The organism is Schinkia azotoformans LMG 9581 (assembly GCF_000307855.1).
GTDB lineage: Bacteria > Bacillota > Bacilli > Bacillales > Bacillaceae_J > Schinkia > Schinkia azotoformans.
The window spans coordinates 112,228-129,446 of record NZ_AJLR01000048.1; the positions used below are offsets into that span (position 1 = coordinate 112,228).

General features: G+C 35.3%; 21 protein-coding genes and 1 pseudogene. 12 read left to right on the forward strand and 10 right to left on the reverse strand.

Annotation, left to right across the window (positions count from 1 at the left end):
- Nucleotides 1-3 precede the first annotated feature (3 nt).
- From BAZO_RS09280 to BAZO_RS22375, 6 genes are all read right to left on the reverse strand, one after another.
- The gene (locus tag BAZO_RS09280; protein ID WP_003331183.1) at nucleotides 4-990 is read right to left on the reverse strand and encodes a YpdA family putative bacillithiol disulfide reductase; all 987 of its coding nucleotides are present in this window, start codon (nucleotides 988-990) and stop codon (nucleotides 4-6) included.
- Nucleotides 991-1,105: 115 nt separating this feature from the next.
- A complete protein-coding gene (locus BAZO_RS09285) occupies nucleotides 1,106-2,377 on the reverse strand; it encodes a Glu/Leu/Phe/Val family dehydrogenase (protein WP_003331184.1) in 1,272 nt (423 codons plus the stop codon).
- 65 nt (nucleotides 2,378-2,442) lie between these two features.
- Nucleotides 2,443-3,357, reverse strand: coding sequence for a D-alanine--D-alanine ligase family protein (locus tag BAZO_RS09290; RefSeq protein WP_003331185.1), 915 nt, complete (start codon nucleotides 3,355-3,357; stop codon nucleotides 2,443-2,445).
- Between the two features lie 194 nt (nucleotides 3,358-3,551).
- On the reverse strand, nucleotides 3,552-4,154 hold the full coding sequence (locus tag BAZO_RS09295) for a genetic competence negative regulator (protein ID WP_003331186.1): 603 nt from the start codon (nucleotides 4,152-4,154) through the stop codon (nucleotides 3,552-3,554).
- 113 nt (nucleotides 4,155-4,267) lie between these two features.
- Entirely contained in the window at nucleotides 4,268-5,191 is a 924-nt protein-coding gene (locus tag BAZO_RS09300; RefSeq protein ID WP_003331187.1) for a MerR family transcriptional regulator, read from the reverse strand.
- 66 nt (nucleotides 5,192-5,257) lie between these two features.
- A complete protein-coding gene (locus BAZO_RS22375; protein WP_157382105.1) occupies nucleotides 5,258-5,620 on the reverse strand; it encodes a hypothetical protein in 363 nt (120 codons plus the stop codon).
- 124 nt (nucleotides 5,621-5,744) lie between these two features.
- Here BAZO_RS22375 and BAZO_RS09310 point away from each other — a divergent pair, with 124 nt between their 5' ends.
- The 3 genes and pseudogenes from BAZO_RS09310 to cotJC all read left to right on the forward strand — a co-directional run.
- Nucleotides 5,745-5,981 carry a spore coat associated protein CotJA gene (locus BAZO_RS09310; protein ID WP_003331190.1) on the forward strand — a complete coding sequence of 79 codons (237 nt, stop codon included), beginning with the start codon at nucleotides 5,745-5,747 and terminating at the stop codon, nucleotides 5,979-5,981.
- Nucleotides 5,974-6,237 carry a spore coat protein CotJB gene (locus tag BAZO_RS09315; protein ID WP_003331191.1) on the forward strand — a complete coding sequence of 88 codons (264 nt, stop codon included), beginning with the start codon at nucleotides 5,974-5,976 and terminating at the stop codon, nucleotides 6,235-6,237. Before BAZO_RS09310 ends, BAZO_RS09315 begins: the two co-directional genes overlap by 8 nt.
- Before the next feature lie 224 nt (nucleotides 6,238-6,461).
- A pseudogene (gene cotJC / locus BAZO_RS09320) lies at nucleotides 6,462-6,692 on the forward strand (spore coat protein CotJC); the annotation flags it as partial.
- Between the two features lie 92 nt (nucleotides 6,693-6,784).
- Here cotJC and BAZO_RS22380 read toward each other — a convergent pair.
- Nucleotides 6,785-6,931: a hypothetical protein gene (locus BAZO_RS22380; RefSeq protein WP_157382106.1), complete on the reverse strand. Its 147-nt coding sequence runs from the start codon at nucleotides 6,929-6,931 to the stop codon at nucleotides 6,785-6,787.
- A 324-nt stretch (nucleotides 6,932-7,255) separates the two neighbouring features.
- On the opposite strand from BAZO_RS22380, the gene BAZO_RS09325 reads away from it, so the two are divergent.
- From BAZO_RS09325 to BAZO_RS09350, 6 genes are all read left to right on the forward strand, one after another.
- On the forward strand, nucleotides 7,256-7,534 hold the full coding sequence (locus tag BAZO_RS09325; protein ID WP_003331193.1) for a helix-turn-helix domain-containing protein: 279 nt from the start codon (nucleotides 7,256-7,258) through the stop codon (nucleotides 7,532-7,534).
- Nucleotides 7,535-7,637: 103 nt separating this feature from the next.
- A complete protein-coding gene (locus tag BAZO_RS09330) occupies nucleotides 7,638-8,261 on the forward strand; it encodes a hypothetical protein (RefSeq protein ID WP_003331194.1) in 624 nt (207 codons plus the stop codon).
- Nucleotide 8,262: 1 nt separating this feature from the next.
- The gene (locus BAZO_RS09335; protein WP_003331195.1) at nucleotides 8,263-8,511 is read left to right on the forward strand and encodes a hypothetical protein; all 249 of its coding nucleotides are present in this window, start codon (nucleotides 8,263-8,265) and stop codon (nucleotides 8,509-8,511) included.
- Between the two features lie 38 nt (nucleotides 8,512-8,549).
- Nucleotides 8,550-8,921 (forward strand): cysteine-rich VLP protein, encoded by a 372-nt coding sequence (locus BAZO_RS09340; RefSeq protein ID WP_003331196.1) that lies wholly within the window; start codon nucleotides 8,550-8,552, stop codon nucleotides 8,919-8,921.
- A 117-nt stretch (nucleotides 8,922-9,038) separates the two neighbouring features.
- Nucleotides 9,039-9,422 (forward strand): hypothetical protein, encoded by a 384-nt coding sequence (locus tag BAZO_RS09345; RefSeq protein ID WP_003331197.1) that lies wholly within the window; start codon nucleotides 9,039-9,041, stop codon nucleotides 9,420-9,422.
- Nucleotides 9,422-9,634: a hypothetical protein gene (locus BAZO_RS09350; protein ID WP_003331198.1), complete on the forward strand. Its 213-nt coding sequence runs from the start codon at nucleotides 9,422-9,424 to the stop codon at nucleotides 9,632-9,634. Before BAZO_RS09345 ends, BAZO_RS09350 begins: the two co-directional genes overlap by 1 nt.
- A 24-nt stretch (nucleotides 9,635-9,658) precedes the next feature.
- Here the strand turns inward: BAZO_RS09350 and BAZO_RS09355 are convergent, their stop codons facing one another.
- Both BAZO_RS09355 and BAZO_RS09360 read right to left on the reverse strand, forming a co-directional pair.
- Nucleotides 9,659-9,865: a hypothetical protein gene (locus BAZO_RS09355; protein ID WP_003331200.1), complete on the reverse strand. Its 207-nt coding sequence runs from the start codon at nucleotides 9,863-9,865 to the stop codon at nucleotides 9,659-9,661.
- 874 nt (nucleotides 9,866-10,739) lie between these two features.
- Entirely contained in the window at nucleotides 10,740-12,482 is a 1,743-nt protein-coding gene (locus tag BAZO_RS09360) for an N-6 DNA methylase family protein (protein WP_003331201.1), read from the reverse strand.
- 143 nt (nucleotides 12,483-12,625) lie between these two features.
- Here BAZO_RS09360 and BAZO_RS09365 point away from each other — a divergent pair, with 143 nt between their 5' ends.
- The 3 genes from BAZO_RS09365 (at nucleotide 12,626) to BAZO_RS09375 (ending at nucleotide 14,703) form a co-directional block, all read left to right on the forward strand.
- The gene (locus BAZO_RS09365; protein WP_003331202.1) at nucleotides 12,626-12,895 is read left to right on the forward strand and encodes a helix-turn-helix domain-containing protein; all 270 of its coding nucleotides are present in this window, start codon (nucleotides 12,626-12,628) and stop codon (nucleotides 12,893-12,895) included.
- On the forward strand, nucleotides 12,885-13,955 hold the full coding sequence (locus tag BAZO_RS09370) for a hypothetical protein (RefSeq protein ID WP_003331203.1): 1,071 nt from the start codon (nucleotides 12,885-12,887) through the stop codon (nucleotides 13,953-13,955). Before BAZO_RS09365 ends, BAZO_RS09370 begins: the two co-directional genes overlap by 11 nt.
- Nucleotides 13,956-14,136: 181 nt before the next feature.
- Complete coding sequence (locus BAZO_RS09375; RefSeq protein ID WP_003331204.1) at nucleotides 14,137-14,703, forward strand: site-specific integrase; 567 nt, start codon at nucleotides 14,137-14,139, stop codon at nucleotides 14,701-14,703.
- 935 nt (nucleotides 14,704-15,638) lie between these two features.
- Here the strand turns inward: BAZO_RS09375 and BAZO_RS09380 are convergent.
- Entirely contained in the window at nucleotides 15,639-17,195 is a 1,557-nt protein-coding gene (locus BAZO_RS09380; RefSeq protein WP_003331205.1) for a recombinase family protein, read from the reverse strand.
- Between the last annotated feature and the right edge of the window lie 24 nt (nucleotides 17,196-17,219).

Genomic DNA, 17,219 nt, shown 5'->3' on the forward strand with positions numbered 1-17,219 from the left:
CCTTTACTGCTGTTGTCCACTAAGATAGTTTGCTATAAGGCCGCCATGAAAACGGCCGTTTTCAATAAAAATTTCATTTGCATTGTTTCCTGCTGCAATTACTCCAGCAATAAAGATCCCGGTGATATTCGTTTCCATCGTATCTGGATTAAATGAGGGACGGCCTGTTTCCACATCGACACCCACGCCCATTTCTCTTAAAAAAGCATGGTCTGGTTTATATCCAGTCATTGCAAAGACAAAATCATTTGGCAGTACTTTTTCCTGTCCATTAACAGTATAGATAATCGTGGCATCAGTAATTTCGTTTACAATCGCATTAAACTCCATATTGATCTGGCCATGGCGAATCAATGACTCAAACTCAGGTAAAATCCACGGTTTGATGCTTCCAGAAAATTCACTGCCGCGATATAATACGGTAATGCTTTTTGCTCCCGCTTTATGTAGTTCGAGTGCCGCATCAACTGCAGAATTTTTTCCACCGATGATGGCAACCTCTGTATTAAAGTATGGATGTGCTTCCTTAAAATAATGCATTACCTTATGCAAATTCTCGCCGGGAATATTCATATAGTTCGGATTATCATAATATCCTGTGGCAATAACGATGTGTTTACTTTCATATGTAGTTTTCTCCCCATTTTTCAATTGGGTATAAACAATAAATTGTTGCTCACTTTTCTTTTCGACACGAAGAACACGCTCAAATGTATGAATGCGCAACTGTTTCCGTTTCACAACCTCGCGGTAATAACATAATGCTTGATTTCTAGTTGGCTTTCTACTTTCAGATACGAATGGAACATCTCCAATTTCCAATTTTTCACTTGTACTAAAAAATGTTTGGTGGGTGGGATATCTATAAACAGCATTAACGATATTTCCTTTTTCTATAACAAGTGGTTGAAATCCTTGGTTTTCGAGTGCAATTGCCGCCGCTAAACCGCAAGGTCCACCACCAACAATGATGACATCTTCTTTGTTCATTTGATATTCCTCCTTAAATACAGAAGTCCCCGTAGATTTTACGAGGACTCATGTGTTTTATATGTCTAGCTCCAGCGACTCGTAAACTTCGCTAAACGGGCGCTTCCGCTTTTCGTTATATCCAGCCTCTAAATCTTGATGCTTCTGCCATTTTACGCACACCTACCATGTAAGCTGCTAATCTCATATCAACTTTTCGGGTTTGTGCTGTTTCATATACATTATTAAAGGCCTTAACCATTACTTTTTGGAGCTTTTCTTCAACTTCTTCTTCTGACCAGTAATAACCTTGGTTATTTTGAACCCATTCAAAGTAGGATACAGTGACTCCACCAGCACTAGCAAGGACATCAGGCACAAGTAATATTCCGCGGTCCGTTAATATTTTCGTGGCTTCCAATGTAGTTGGGCCATTAGCTGCTTCCACAATAACCTTCGCTTTAATCTTATTTGCATTTTCTTCTGTAATTTGATTTTCAATTGCTGCTGGGACTAAAATATCGCAATCCAGTTCAAGAAGATCTTTATTAGTAATTTTGTTTTTAAATAGCTTCGTTACTGTACCGAAGCTATCACGTCGATCTAGTAGATAATCAATATCAAGTCCGTTCGGGTCAAACAATGCTCCGTATGCATCAGAAATTCCAATCACCTTTGCACCAGCATCGTGCATAAATTTAGCTAAAAAACTGCCAGCGTTGCCAAACCCTTGAACAACGACTTTTGCATCTTTAATATCAATATTCCGTTTCTTTAAAGCCTCATAAATACAAATGGTTACACCTTTCGCAGTTGCGGATTCACGGCCATGGGAACCTCCAAGCACGAGCGGTTTTCCCGTAATAAAGCCCGGATTATTAAATTCATCCATACGACTGTATTCATCCATCATCCAGGCCATAATTTGTGAATTAGTAAATACATCCGGGGCCGGAATATCTTTTGTAGGACCGACAATTTGACTGACTGCACGAACATAGCCACGGCTTAAGTTCTCCAGTTCCCTAAACGACATATCACGTGGATCGCAAATGATCCCACCTTTTCCGCCACCATATGGCAAGTCGACAATTCCGCACTTTAAACTCATCCATATTGAAAGAGCTTTAACTTCTTTTTCAGTGACACTTGGGTGGAAACGAACACCGCCTTTAGTAGGCCCTACTGCATCATTATGTTGTGCACGGTACCCTGTAAATATTTTGATTGATCCGTTATCCATCCGTACGGGGATACGAACGGTCATGATTCGTAACGGTTCTTTTAGCAACTCATATACTTCATCAGAATAACCAAGTTTATCCAATGCATTTTTTATAATAATTTGCGTTGATTTCAGGATATCTAGTTTATCATTATTTTCGATTCCTGGTTTATCGGCTGCCATGGAATTTTACCTCCTAAAGATTCACTATAGTATTCATACCCTACTATGAAGCAATGGGTGTTCTTTTATTTTAGCGATAATTCTATAAGCCTTTCAATCATATCCTCGTAGGATAAGCCAATTTCCTTGGCTGCATCAGGAAACAGACTGGTTGGAGTCATTCCCGGTAAGGTATTGACCTCTAATACTACTGGTAAACTGCCATCAAATGGGACAATAAAGTCGGTCCGTGAATATGTTTTACAGTTTAATGATTGATGTGCCAAAACAGCATTTTTCTGAAGGTATACCGTTATTTCATCGCTGACTCTTGCAGGAATAATATGATCACTACCACCTGGAGCATATTTAGCCTCATAGTCGTAAAATTTATTTTTTGGCACAATTTCAATGACTGGTAGCGCCTGTTCTACACCTTTTTTTCCTAAAACAGATACAGTAACTTCCATTCCGGCAATAAACTCTTCAATTAATACATCCTCATCATGTTTGAAGGCTTCTTCAATTCCAGCTAGTAATTCTTGTTCATTATTTGCAATCGTGATGCCGATTGTTGAGCCTTCACTAGCAGGTTTGACAACAACAGGATAATCGATTTCCAAAACAAAACTTTCACGACTAAACGTTTCAGCGTTTATTGCTTGGTCCTTAGCAACACGAATGCCAACACTTTCCATTATTCTTTTGGCTTTAACTTTATTCATCGCTAGCGCTGATCCCAAAACACCGGAGCCAACATAGGGAATATTCAGCATATCTAAAAGGCCTTGTATTCTTCCATCTTCTCCAAAACGTCCATGCAATCCGATAAAAACAACATCCACATCTAATGTTAATAACTCATTGATTTTACTTGGGTTAAAATCAATCCCGATGACCTCATGGCCTTTCTTTTCTAAAGCATTGATGATCCCTTTTCCTGATGATAAAGAAACTTCCCGCTCCCCAGATGTTCCCCCATATAAAACAGCTACTTTCATAACCAACATTCCACTCCTTGCCTATGTCAAAGACTATTATCAATTTCATATATTAAAGACACTATCGTATCGTATTCTTTCAAAATAGATGAGTGCCTATTTATTTATCATACCACTAGAGATAACCAAGACAAATCATTAATTTTTTTCACAAAAAAGAGGCTGTCTAAAAAATGATCAGCCTACTCATTTATTTACGCGTTTTTATTAATAAAATAGTTATAGATTTGCTCAATTGCTTTTTCATTCATCAGCTCTTTACCATATTCAATAACTCTATATATTGTTATAGTTGCAGGGGTTCCAAATTCAGAAAGTATGGCTATAATATTTTCTGTCAGCTGCTCATTCAGCTCATATTCCTGTAATTCTAAATAAAAATGATCTTGAAAAGAATAAAGTTTGCCACCCTTTATCCCTAAAACATGTAATCTAGAACTTAATGAAATGATATCCTCAAGTGACCCGAATTCATAAAAAATATCATCACTTTCGTCTACAGTAACCTGCATTTCAATATATTCATCATTAAATTCCTCATCTTCGTCTTGAGCTACCATGTCCTTTGTCACAATGATGACCATCCCTTGAGCCTGAAGAGAGTATACTTCAATCGCTATTGGTCCATCTGCTTCAAACCCTAATTCGTCGCTGGCTTCACTCATCATGTCTCGAAAAAGTTGATGAACCTTTTGGCTGTCATGCCATAAGTCTTCCTTTGTTAAACCACGTTCTGTTAAGTCATCAAAAGTTAGAAAGATTTTGATTTTATTATAATTTAAACGCTCTAGCCTCATGAGCTACCCTCCCTTACCATCAACTCCCAAACATCCCTTACCTTACTATATGTTTGTATTTATAGATGGTTCATATTGTGTATGTGTAATATTTTAAATTTTATCTTACACTTTTAATGAGGGTGTAGACAAGCATTTTGTTTGATCCACTTATCCCAATCAGTTTTATTTTCACCTACTAAATAAGTTTGATAGTTCTCGTCTAGTTCCTCCTTAAGAAAAGGGACAGCCTCGCCGCCTATTCCAATTTGCAGGTCATGATATTGATCAGTTATTGTTTTAATAAAATGGATGGCCGCCTCAGTTTTATTGTTTGTAAATGAAATAAACAGTAATTTAGGCTGAAGTTCGTCGAGGACAGTACATAAATCTTCTTCCTTAACGCCTGTCCCTAAATAAATAACTTTATAACCATTACATTTCAAAAAAATAGAAAACATCAATAAGTCTAGTTCCTGAATCTCATTTGGACCGCAGACAACGACCGCCTTCGGCTGGTTGGGATCAATGGGCATCGTTTGTAACACTGCACCAGCTTTGGAACGGATGAAACTTACAATATATTGTTCATGAACACTTGATATCTTGTTCTCTTCAAGTAGACGTTTCATTTCATCCAAGAGTACTTTTACTACATTTATAAGTATAAATTCGACAGAAAATAAACTGAACGCATAGTCCAAAACCTTGAGGGCACGGTCTTCCTCAAATTTAATTAATGCCTGCAAGAGGTTATATTTGATTTCATGAAATGTAAAATCAAGTTTCTCGGTTTGTGCATCATCGTTGACGTTTTTATTAGCTTCACTTTCTTCCAAAAGGGAAACGGCCTGACTGATTGTAAATCCTTCATCTGCTTTTTTTATTAACCATCTTAATATAGTAATATGCTTTTCGGTGTATAATCTGTGCCCGGATTCATTCCGTTCCGGTGCAATAATTTTATATCTCCGTTCCCATGCCCGTAGTGTCCCCGGCTGAATCCCGAGCAACTTCGAAACAGCCTTCATATTATATTTCCCTTGCTCACGAGTCATAAAAACTTCCTCCGGCACCGCCTTTTACTCTCAAGTATAATTTATTAACGTTGCCAAGTAAATGATTTAGGAATTCCCTTCATCTGAACGGGAAGTTCTTCCATCAACCGTAAGAATGCCGAAAACAATTGAAAAAACAACCATTAAAAGTGTAAGCAAGACTGAAAATCTCATTAACAAAAAAAATGCAAAAAACAAAAATAAATCAATGACAAGTGTCTTACGTGATTTAATAAGTGATCGAACAATATATGAGAAAGCAAGGCCAGTCATTATAAAGGCAATCATCCCTATAAAGAAGCGGATCGGGTTTAAAATTAGTGCTGAAATGAAGAACGACACATCATCAAAAGTCAAACTTGGAAATATTGAAATGGTAAAAAAACCGCTAATAAACGCGAATAAGAAAATGAAAAGTTTAATGAACATAAAAATCCCTCCATTATCAAATATGTAACGGAAAGGAAAATGATGTATCAAATGGTATAGGACATTCCTTCGATCCCATAAAATGAATTGAACTTGTATGTCAAAATAAAAAGGAGGAAATGCAATGTTTACAACTAGGAAATATTGGCACCCATACGTCAGTCCATTTGATCCTTGTCCACCAATGACTACGAAACAGTATGTAACCGCTCCAAACCTTTATATAAAATTTCAACCCCCAGGCATGCAACAATTTTCCCCAAAGGAAGCGTTATACGCTGGGACACTATGGTGTACCTTATATGACCCATATTACAATGCGCACGAAATGCAAATGAGGGAGGCAAAAACAGATGAATAAACAATTGCCTCAGGAATATTACACATTGCTAGAAGAACTGCAAGCCATTGATTTTGTTTTAGTCGAGCTTACATTATATTTGGATACCCACCCCCAAGACCTTCAGGCTATAGAACAATTTAACCAATATGCAAAATTAAGAAAACAATGTGCGAAACGATTCGAAGTCCAATTTGGTCCACTCCTCCAATTTGGACATAGCTACTCAAGATATCCATGGGATTGGAAAGAAGCTCCATGGCCATGGCAAGTATAGAATGCGGAAGCCACCCGGTTAGCGACGTATGGACTGGAACGCACCGACTGAGATATAGGAAACACGATGAGCGAAAGCGAATCGATGTTGACTTATCGTAGGGAGGTGAGTGAAGTCCACTAGTCGCTGGGTGGCTGAAGCTGGACTGATAGAATGCGGAAGCCATCTGGTTAACGCACGACTAGGACTGGAGAAAATTCAAAACAGGGGAGGAGAATAAGTCCATGTGGATTTATGAAAAAAAGCTGCAGTATCCTGTTAAAGTAAGTAAATGCAATCCAATGCTTGCAAAATTTTTAATTGAGCAATATGGCGGGGCTGACGGAGAATTAGCAGCCGCACTTCGTTATTTAAATCAAAGGTACACAATTCCTGATAAAGTTGCCGGATTATTAACCGATATTGGTACTGAGGAGCTTGCACATCTTGAAATGATCGCTACAATGGTGTATAAATAGATCACTTCTAAAATGCTACCTTTTATTTATATGCAAACCTTCCCTATTATATATCCCCTACTAGCACAAAAAAAAGGCATAAAAAAAGCCTACCTCCAAAATGAAGGTAAGCCCATAGCAACCTCTATAAATTTCTTTATGTCAAGTTCCCCAACGTCAGTAGCTTTTCCTATTCCCTCAACAATAACTGTTTTATCATCAACAACAATAACTTTACCCTCATTCTGTTTAGTCATGTTGTAACACCGTCCTTAATGCAGTTTATGAGTTTCATAGATTGTCAGATAACCAACCCAAAAAATTAGGAAAGGTTAGAGTTGATCTACACTTAGGTACTTGCAATTAAGGACAGAAAAAGGACATTAAAAATAAAAAAATTTAAAAACCAGCCGATATTCCGTAGGGGTTTCCTAAACTATATAGTAGACAAGTAGTGGAGAGGTTTCTGCTGGACTTCTCTACACACCTTTCTTGTTTGATTAGGTTTGGGGTTAAGTGGGGCTTTAATTGCCTCGCCTTTTTATTTATCTTTCTAATTCTAAAAAATAGAGGTGAAAACAATGTACACAGTGAATAGTCGCTTACCTTACAATCAAGAATTTGACCACCGCTTTATTAAATATGTGCGTCATTCTAGGAACTTAACTTTAGATAGGTTTAGCCCTTATATGGGTGTAGACAAAAGCACCATAGCAAAACTTGAAAAGGGGCAACTGGATTTTACGCCTTACTATGAAACTAAGCTAAAAGAGGCTATTAAAAGGCTTCAAATTAGCAATATTGAACTGGTGTCAATCCGTAACATTATTGAAAGCAAAGAAAGGAAAGGGTACAGGTGATAGGACTTTTATTAGCAGTAACCGCACTAAAGGTATTTGACTTAGTGATCAATCGTGAAAGAAATCAAGAATTTAAATCAATGTAAAAGGAGATTAACAGACAATGGCAAAGGTAAAAGATTTATTTGTTGAGACTAAGAAGGTTGTAAAGGAATATAAAAAACAAGCTGAGGCATTAGAGGCACAGGAACAGGAATTAAAGATGGAACTAACTGTGCTACATTCTGATATGAACGCTATTTTTCTTGACATGGAAAACGCTGATCTTAGTGACAAGATTTATCTAAAAATGAAAGTGAAAGAAATTACTTCAAAAGCGGAAATTATTGAAACTATGTTGGAGGAATTAGCGGAAACCAAAGAGGAATTAAAATTACAGTTCGTTCCCCTATTCCAGCAAGCACTAAGGGAAGATAGAAAAGCCCTTAATGAATATGAAGTCACTTCAATAGCTGAAAAATACCGTTATTTAATGCTTACTGAAATTGCTGATCTAGGGAAACAAATGCAAAGCCAATATAGAGAAATTTCCCCTGACATTTATGAAGTATTTGAAGATCAAAAAGTAAGAGAAGAATTTCCACGACTAGAACACTCTTTTCATCAAGATCAATACAGACCGTTTTTCAGTTGGTTTGAACAGTCTGTTGTTTCAAAGAATGAAGTTTTATCCGCTACTCGTGGCAACCTTCCTGAACACCTAAAAACACCAAAGGACGTGAAATAATATGAATTTAACTAGCATTGTAAAACCTGAAATCTTAGAGGAACTTAAAAAAGGGAATACGGAGGTTTTAAAAGGACTTCCCCCTGTTTTAGCTATGCAATATGGTTTAGCCTTATCAAGCGACTATAAAGAAAAATCCCCTATCAATGACGAGGAATTAAACAAGGCTATGTTAGACCGTCTTAAAGATAGTGGAGTAAAAGAAAGATTAACAAAACAAATTGAAGAAGGCGAAAAGGTCACTGAATAACAGTGATCTTTTTTCTTTATCTAAAGGAGATCAATACAATGGCTTTACTAGACAAACAAACGTTAAACAAGGTTAAAACACTATGTAAAACAACTTGCTGTAATTATATAGACGGTGGCTGTATATTAACAGATTCCCCTTGTGACTACTTCACTAAAGCTGGTGGCAGTATTTCTTGTGATTGGTTTGAACAGTGCGTACTACCCAATGACAGTGATCTAAAAAAGGCTTATGAAGAACAGCATGGAATTAGCTACACAGAAACGGAAATAGGCAAGTATAGCCGAATTTGTAAAGCCTGTTCTAACCACTTTAAAACGGATTCTAAGAACACTTTAACGTGTAGTGATGAATGTAGAAAAGCACTAAGGAAAAAGACCAATAATGCCTATTATTTAAGACAAAGTTAAACGCTGAAACCCTTGATATTACTGGATTCTTTCCTATCAAAATGAAGTGCCTAATAGTATTACACCTGAACCCCTATTTTTAAGGGTAACAAAGTCTTAAAAAGGAGAATAAACACTATGAATAGATCAGAATTTGAAGCTAAATTAAATGAGGTTTATGGCGGTACAGTAAAGCCCTTAAACAGCTATATAAATGAACGTGCTACCCTTTGTTTTAAGTGTGAACAGTGCGGTTTAAAGTTCTTTGGTAAGCCTAGTCATATTGTAGGCAAGGAACACCAGCGTCATGAATGTGGTATGCCTTACGGTGATCATTATGGTGAAAGGTTAACTAAGGTAAGTGTCACACATAACAGAAAGAAAAATAAGAGTGCAGTAATAAAGCCTGAGGAATTTAATCGTTTGATTTGGGAAGATTACAGCTATCAACAAATAGCCCAAGAACTTCAAGTAAACCCAAACATAATAAAGGATTACTTTAAGGACGAGGGGCTGATCTAATGGAATTAAAGCTATTTGCTGTTAGTCTTAGAGGGCGTAAAGCCTATAAGGATGAAGCTGGCACTCTTTATTTAGAATGTACAAGCTGTCAATCAATAAAAAACCACTATAACTTTACTAGGGATAAAAAAGGTTTTCAGGGTAAAAACTCAGGTTGTCTTGAATGTAGGAACGAACTGAATAAACGTTATAGAATGAGGGCTAAAGGATAATTTAATTCCTAAAGCCCTTCTTTTTTAGTCCTCAAAATCCTCAGGATATAAAGCCCTGTACCTTTCCTCGTCTCCATACATAGCCTCATAATTTAACCTAGCTATTTCCTCTTTTGATATTGGCTTTCTTCCAAAGTGTTCATATGATAGCCAATTCAAAAATTTAATTCTTTCACCGTTGTCCATATCTTTCATGTATTGAATCATTTCATCACAACTCTTTTTAGTCATAGCAGCTTCCCCCAAAAAGTTTTGAAAAAATCCCGCAAAAATTTTTTTGTCAATTTCTATATTTCATTATAGCAAAAACTTGAACCACCCCCTATATTTAAAAGGGCTGTACAGCGAATTTAATAGGGTTACTATACGTCAAGTAAAAGTTAATTCGCTTAGAATAGCCCTCAGCAACACAACTATTTGACAAATAACTATAAATGTGGTATTTAGTCCTTTCTCACTACCATTTGTTACCATACAATGTTTTAAAAATGGTGTGTATTTAGTTTAAGTACCAGACGAGGGGGTTTTAGGGGGGTCTCCCCCATAGGGTATGGGGTATATGGGTTGGGCTGTGGTTTGGTTCTGATCTTAGGGGTGTGCTGGTGGCGGTGCGGTCGTGCTGTTATGTTCTTTTCTTTGTTTCTTTTCTTTGTTCATTCGTTCGCTGTTGTCTTACCTGTTGCCTCGTGCTGTTGTCCTTGCCTTGCCTATGTCCTTCCCTTGCCTCGTGCTGTGTGGTTGCCCTGTGTCTATGTCTACGCCTTGCCCTTCCTTGCCTATTCCCTTGCCTGTATCAGTGCTGTATGGCTGTCCTGTGGGCTGTGGTAGGGTGTTAGTATTATCCCTATTATTATGTTAGTGCTTTATGGTATAGCCCTATATAGCCCACTTATTTTAGGGTGTACTTATGATAGTCACTTTTGATTGAAGCCTATTCCCTATTCTTGCGGTGCTGTTAGTGGTCAATCAATAGTGATGGCTTTTGATTGATGATATTAAATCTTAACTTATTTAACTTTTAATATGATGAACTTTAAATACAATTTGTTATTAGATTATCCAAATAAAATAAACCGCCTTTTTTAAGGGCGGTCACAAAAGAACTTTATAAACTTTCAACTCCGAACGCTAAAGCAGTGAGATTTTCAATTTGGTTTTCTATCTCAATTTTTCTATCATCATTTGGATTTTGGAGTACTATTTCCCTAACAAGTTCAATTATTTCTTGTGAATAATTCGATTCAGGATTTGGTAATGGATACTTATTAACATACTGAGTTAAATAACGTCTTCTACCAGCGTATAGCTTATTATTAAATGCAATATCGTGGTAATTAGTCATATACTTGGTGTTTGATATTCCTAAAATTAAAAAGAGTATATCATTATTATTTTCTTCCTTTGGAATTATCCAGTAACAATTACCATCAATACAACAACCTTCATCTTCATAAAAGAATTTAGGTTCAGGACTTATATCTGGAAAAACTATCTTTGGTAATGCCCAATGATCAGGGTTTTGAGGAACCCAAATTTCATACCAATTTCTTTTTGCTTTTATTACATATTTTCTTCCCTCTAATGTTTCTCTATGTGTTTCAAGATAAGCAAGTGCACGAGGATATTTGGAAAAATCAATAGCTTTTTTCTTGCCATTTACATTTTCATGTGTGTATAAAACTTTTTGGTTCGGCATTCTTTCTAATGGACGCCATTTTGAAGCATGGTCTGTTGATAATAAAGGTTTTAAAACTTCATTCTCTGGTTTTATTTCATCAGGAAGTTCTTCCCACGTCGATTTAATAAAAACCTTATCTGCTGTTGTCTTAATTCCAACTTTAACATCACATAAATCTTGAATAGTACAAAAAGAATTATTATTGATATTAGTAATCCAGTTATATTCTTCATCTGTTGCCATTACCCACGGTTCTTTAAAACTTTCAGGTACTATCAATTTCCCACAGGAAACAGAATAAAACTTTTCATCTACATTGAAAACACCTGTATTTGATGATTCTAATAACTCAAATAATGTTTCAAATTTTATTGTACCTTTAGTCTTACTAGGATCAGTTTCTTCATAAATTTTATAAAAATTTGCTGGGGTTGTTTGACGAATACCCTTATTTTCTTTTTTTCTCCCGAAAAAGATTGCTGGAAGAACAGCTGCACTAAATAATTTTGTATCTCCTAAATCCATTATTTCAATAATATCGTAATTTTCAGCTAAGAATTGTCTTATTGATTCCCCACTACTATTTGCTAAATATTTATTCGAGGTAATTACTCCTATGAGACCGCCAGGCTTTAATTGTAAAGTCATAGCTACTAAAAAGGCATGGTATAAATCTACTCTACCCTTTAAATTAAATAATTTTGCTAATTTTTGTGCCCTATCTGCACCTAAAACTTGTGTTCTTACATAAGGGGGATTGGCAATAATTAAATCAACAGGTTCAATTTTAGAAAGTTCGTCTTCAAATAAGGAAAGATTATCTTCTAAATCTACCATTTCTAAAAAATCACCGGCAGTTAATTTAGCGTCATTTATCCCCATTTCATTAAGTCTAAAATCAGCCTCTTTAATTGCTTCCTTATCTTCATCTATCCCAATAAGTTCAATGTTATCAATGTTATTAAATTTTGCAATTCGATTTAAAGAAAGCAATAATTCTCCATCCCCACATGAGGGATCTAAACCTCTAATTTTCTTAGTTCCTGATATTCCACTTTTTTTAAGTTCATTTATTAGTCTTTTTGCAATTATATCTCCTAAATCTGTGGGTGTGTAATGTGCCCCTGTTTCCTTTTGTTTAATTAACATTTCTTCTATTGTTAATTCCATTATTAACCTCCTAAGTGCTTGTACACTAAAGGAATTGTACCACAGTTTTAAGGGCTTTTGAAATCAATACATAAATTTCCTACAACAGAAAATGCTACTTATAGTCTGTCGACACATAGTCATCACTAAAGGAAGATTTTAGTATGAAAGCTATAAAAAATTCAAATAAAGATTTCCTTTTACAAATAGGGCAAAAAATTAGATTTTCACGAGAACAAAAAGGATGGTCACAGGAAACTTTATCTTTTAATTCACAACTTCACCGTACATATATCGGTGCTGTGGAACGAGGTGAAAGAAACATCTCCATTTTGAACTTAAAAAAAATCGCAGAGGCATTGGGTGTTCAGATTACTGATTTATTTCCCCAACAAGAAACAAAGCAGAAAGGAAAAAACAATAATGCGGATTGAAAACCAACATAATGCAATTTTAGAAAATGCCCAAAGATTAACGAAAAATATTTCTAAAAGTGGTCTAAGTATTTATGATGAAATACCAATTGGAGACCCTGATTTATGGATTCCTTCTCAAGAGTTGGAATTACTACTTAATGAAGAACTTAGCGGATTAGAATTAGGATCACTTCCAATAAGAACTCGTTCAAAAGTGGTGAAAACAAAAATTTGTGAAGTTTTAGGTTATCCAGTTCCATCTTCTTTTAAGAAAACAAAACCCAGATTTCTTGGTCAAAATTTTGACACTTATACTCAAAAATCAAACAATCTTCAAATTTGGAATGAGGAAATTTCATCTTCTCGTCGTTATGTTTTAATTAGGGTTTCTAGTGAAAACATTATAACAAAAGTCAAGGTTGTCACAGGGGACATGTTAGCTTCTCTTGACAACACAGGAACATTAACACAAAAATATCAGGCAAGGCTTATTCTTGGAAATGAAGTGTCTGAACTTGTTTCTGAAAATAATACTCAAAATTTAGATTCAGTAATGGTGGCAGAGGCAAAAACTCCATATTATACGACAAATCCAACTGATTATCCAACTGCTGGAACTTTATTATCAATTGAAACAATTTTTGAAAAGTTAAAAGCTATTGTCGGTAAATCGTTCCCAGACTTAGGATCGGATCAAGAAAGAAATAGAGGTGCTGAACTTCATCGACTTGTTTGTCAACATCTAGGCTATTCAAATTATAAAGATGATGGAAGATTTCCTGATGTAAAACATCAATTATTAGAGGTAAAACTCCAAACATCACCTACAATTGATCTTGGTTTATTTAGTCCTGATAGCAAAGATATTTTGGATATTCCAGCTATCAACGGAAGACAAATTCGACATTGTGATGTTAGATACGCCATATTTTTTGCAGAAATAATTGAAGGCATGGTAAGAATAACACATTTCTTTTTAACAACAGGAGAAGACTTTTTTAAACGTTTTCCGCAATTTCAAGGTAAAGTCTTAAATTCAAAATTACAAATACCTTTGAAAAAGGATTTCTTTGATTGAAGAAAAGTGACTGACGTCAATAGACGTTGGTCTTTTTTTATTTCCTCAAATGTAACTTAATACATAAAAAGTTACATTCATTTTCCCTATAAAACTAGACTTATAGAAAAATCGTGCTATACTAGGATTATCTAAAAAAATATGTTACATTCAAAACAGCTTAAATAAAGGGGTTATAACAATGGTAAATAAAAAAGACGAGATAAAAGACGTTCAGCCTATTAGATCACTAGAAAAAATTGAGGATATGAAATGGTCACTAAAAAAATGGTGCGGTGAACGTGATTACATACTATTCCTTTTAGGTATCAATACAGGATTAAGGGTAAGTGATTTATTAAATTTAAAAATCAGTGACATTAAAGGGAAAAAGAAAATCACTGTTAAAGAGGGGAAAACAGAAAAACCTCGTACCATATTGTTAGCTAATATCTATGAGGAATTAAATAGCTATATAAAGTCATTAAGCGGTACAGAATGGCTTTTTCCTAGTCGTAAAGGGGATAAGCCTATAAGCAGAATTCAAGCATACAGACAGCTAAATAAAGCCTCTGAAATGGTGGATATTCCTGACGGTATTGGCACTCATACAATGAGAAAAACATTTGGCTATTGGTATTATAAACAAACTAAGGACATAGCTACATTACAGGCTATTCTTAACCACTCACACCCTGAAATCACTTTACGATATATCGGAATAACTGACGAGGAAATTGAAAACAGCTTAAATAATTTCGTACTATAAAGGACTGGCTTTTAATAGCTGGTCTTTTTTATTGTCCTATATTTTAGAAATGGTAATAGATCAGCTTAGAAAACCGCCATTGTGCATGGTGCTATTAGTGCCTAGTGTTACACTTAATACTTTATCGCATTAAAGCGTTGGAATATCTAGGATTGTGCATAAAAAAATATTCTCAGCCCCTTTTCTATCCAGTGCAAGCAAGCGGTTATAATGCACAAATTTACACAACTATCATAACAGCTAAACCACCGCTTTTAATTCTAATTGTAATAGCCCTTTATTGTGACTAATAACCCTGATAAACCTTGATTTAATAAGGGGGTTAATCACATTTTTAGCCTTGTGATTAACAAACTTTAAAAAGCCTTATATATCAAGGGTTCAGCAATTTTAATAATCACAGCAAAGTCAGCGGAATTGTGATTAACAAAAATAAGCTAAAATTAAATACAGGTTCACTAAGGTTAATCAGCGGATTTGTGATTAACAACAAACCCAGTCGTATCAAGGGTTCTAGCGTTTGGTAAAAAATACTTGCTTTTGGTACCTGTAAAACGTCACTATTTCGCACCTATATATATGTAAATAACTGATAATAAAGATTCTATAAAATATAAGATAACTGTTAAAGATATAGCGTTAGCCCGTTAGGTTAGGGTTTAAGGATAAGTCTGTTCTTAAAGAACCATTAAAAGAATACCCTTCGGGGTGATAAATCACTATATAAAAAATGACACTAATATAAATAATCTAATGATAGCTATGATATTGATAATTATAGTTATAATAGTGGTTATAGTTTAATTAAGTTTATATAAAGGATAATCAAATGCCTTTAGTGCGGTTACTGATTGTCCTTTCCCTTCCCCTTGCTGGTCTTAGTGCTGGTGAGGGGTTTATTTTTATGCCCATTTTTAGCAATAAAAAAAGAGGAACTAGCTTGCCTGTTCCCCTGATTGTCCTTTATAGTGTATTTTCATTTCAATTTCTGCTTTGTGATCTCCTACCCTTTTATATTCAATATGATCAATAAGAGACGTTAACAGGTGATTTATTTCCTTTGTTTCTAAGTCTGACGTTCCTTCTAATAGCTGTTTCAGCTTGTCAAGAACCGCCTGTAACTCGTCTAATTTCTCGTCCTTAGTCTTTGTGTCTAGTCGCTTAATTTGTTCCTCTAAATACTCTTTCTGTGCCTTTAATTGCTTAATTTCTTTCTGTGCCTCTTCCTCTGTGTATATCTCAGCAATAAAGCCTTTCTGTACTCTCTTAATACTTGCGTCAATCTTTTTAATATTAGCTGTTAGGATAGCTTTTTCATCAGCGGGGTTTGTTTCATCTTTTTTAATGTTTTTCTTTATATCCTCTAAATACAGTTCTAATTGATTGACGAATTGACTAAATTTAGCAAAGAAAACCTGTTCAAAATGATCTAGCCTAACACCTTTATTTTTACATACAGTATAGTTAATTCCGTCCTCGTCATAGTATCTAGTTTGGCAAGAAGTAATTCTTAGTTCTTTTCCTTTTCTTCTTTGAAAGCTGTGTGTTCTTCCGCATATAGCACACTTAATTAAGCCTGTAAAAATCACCTTGCCTATTCTAGCACTAGGGGGCTTTGTTAGTCTGCCTTCCCTTATGGCTTTTGCGTTTTCCCAATCCTCAGGGGCTATAATTGGTTCATGTGCATTTTCAATTATAATTTGATTACTTTCATCAGTCTTAAACTGTTTTGGTGAACCTGAGGGCTTTTTCTCCACTTTAGAAACCTTTGTTTTACCATAGACAACAGTACCTTTGTAAACAGGGTTAGACAATACAACGGAAATTCTAGCCTTATTCCACTTTGAACCTGTTGGGGTTAATGTACCTTCTAAGTCTAAAATTCTTTCTATGTCTGTTGAGGACTTCCCTGACAAATACAAGTCATAAATTCTTTTGATCACAGGGGCATTTTCATCAGGTACTAGCTTTTTTGTTTTATGGTCATAGCTGTAACCAACAGGGGTTTTACCACCTACCCAATTACCCTCTTTAGCTGATTGCCTTTTACCCCTGACTAACCTTTTCTTAATGTTTAAGTATTCCTGTTTAGCTACAATAGATTGCATATCAGACATTAAGTCGTCCTCTTGTGTATTGTAATCATAAATTTTAGAGGACGTTACAACCTGAACCCCATAATTAGTAAGTATTTCTTTGATCTGTGAAAACCCTGCTGTATTCCTTGAAAGTCGGTCTTGATCAGTTACAACAATAGCGTCATAGTGATAAGATTGAACTTTTTCCAGCATTTTATTAAGTTCAGGTCTTACCTTTTCGTCTATACTCTGTGAAGAACCTACTTCTTGAAATACTTCAAATTCCCAATTATTTTCAACACACTTATCAATAAGAAAAGCTAACTGTCTTTGTAATACTTCCTCAGTTTCGTCAGGTCTTGACTTCCTCGAATATATAGCCACTTTTTTGATCTTATTTGCTGTCAAAGTCATTGTTAGTCACCACCAAAAAAAATC

What these genes read in the sequence shown, in the direction of transcription:
- BAZO_RS09280 (WP_003331183.1), bottom strand. Translation starts at nt 990, where the DNA reads ATGAACAAAGAAGATGTCATCATTGTTGGTGGTGGACCTTGCGGTTTA.
- BAZO_RS09285 (WP_003331184.1), bottom strand. Translation starts at nt 2,377, where the DNA reads ATGGCAGCCGATAAACCAGGAATCGAAAATAATGATAAACTAGATATC.
- BAZO_RS09290 (WP_003331185.1), bottom strand. Translation starts at nt 3,357, where the DNA reads ATGAAAGTAGCTGTTTTATATGGGGGAACATCTGGGGAGCGGGAAGTT.
- BAZO_RS09295 (WP_003331186.1), bottom strand. Translation starts at nt 4,154, where the DNA reads ATGAGGCTAGAGCGTTTAAATTATAATAAAATCAAAATCTTTCTAACT.
- BAZO_RS09300 (WP_003331187.1), bottom strand. Translation starts at nt 5,191, where the DNA reads ATGACTCGTGAGCAAGGGAAATATAATATGAAGGCTGTTTCGAAGTTG.
- BAZO_RS22375 (WP_157382105.1), bottom strand. Translation starts at nt 5,620, where the DNA reads ATGTTCATTAAACTTTTCATTTTCTTATTCGCGTTTATTAGCGGTTTT.
- BAZO_RS09310 (WP_003331190.1), top strand. Translation starts at nt 5,745, where the DNA reads ATGTTTACAACTAGGAAATATTGGCACCCATACGTCAGTCCATTTGAT.
- BAZO_RS09315 (WP_003331191.1), top strand. Translation starts at nt 5,974, where the DNA reads ATGAATAAACAATTGCCTCAGGAATATTACACATTGCTAGAAGAACTG.
- BAZO_RS22380 (WP_157382106.1), bottom strand. Translation starts at nt 6,931, where the DNA reads ATGACTAAACAGAATGAGGGTAAAGTTATTGTTGTTGATGATAAAACA.
- BAZO_RS09325 (WP_003331193.1), top strand. Translation starts at nt 7,256, where the DNA reads ATGTACACAGTGAATAGTCGCTTACCTTACAATCAAGAATTTGACCAC.
- BAZO_RS09330 (WP_003331194.1), top strand. Translation starts at nt 7,638, where the DNA reads ATGGCAAAGGTAAAAGATTTATTTGTTGAGACTAAGAAGGTTGTAAAG.
- BAZO_RS09335 (WP_003331195.1), top strand. Translation starts at nt 8,263, where the DNA reads ATGAATTTAACTAGCATTGTAAAACCTGAAATCTTAGAGGAACTTAAA.
- BAZO_RS09340 (WP_003331196.1), top strand. Translation starts at nt 8,550, where the DNA reads ATGGCTTTACTAGACAAACAAACGTTAAACAAGGTTAAAACACTATGT.
- BAZO_RS09345 (WP_003331197.1), top strand. Translation starts at nt 9,039, where the DNA reads ATGAATAGATCAGAATTTGAAGCTAAATTAAATGAGGTTTATGGCGGT.
- BAZO_RS09350 (WP_003331198.1), top strand. Translation starts at nt 9,422, where the DNA reads ATGGAATTAAAGCTATTTGCTGTTAGTCTTAGAGGGCGTAAAGCCTAT.
- BAZO_RS09355 (WP_003331200.1), bottom strand. Translation starts at nt 9,865, where the DNA reads ATGACTAAAAAGAGTTGTGATGAAATGATTCAATACATGAAAGATATG.
- BAZO_RS09360 (WP_003331201.1), bottom strand. Translation starts at nt 12,482, where the DNA reads ATGGAATTAACAATAGAAGAAATGTTAATTAAACAAAAGGAAACAGGG.
- BAZO_RS09365 (WP_003331202.1), top strand. Translation starts at nt 12,626, where the DNA reads ATGAAAGCTATAAAAAATTCAAATAAAGATTTCCTTTTACAAATAGGG.
- BAZO_RS09370 (WP_003331203.1), top strand. Translation starts at nt 12,885, where the DNA reads ATGCGGATTGAAAACCAACATAATGCAATTTTAGAAAATGCCCAAAGA.
- BAZO_RS09375 (WP_003331204.1), top strand. Translation starts at nt 14,137, where the DNA reads ATGGTAAATAAAAAAGACGAGATAAAAGACGTTCAGCCTATTAGATCA.
- BAZO_RS09380 (WP_003331205.1), bottom strand. Translation starts at nt 17,195, where the DNA reads ATGACTTTGACAGCAAATAAGATCAAAAAAGTGGCTATATATTCGAGG.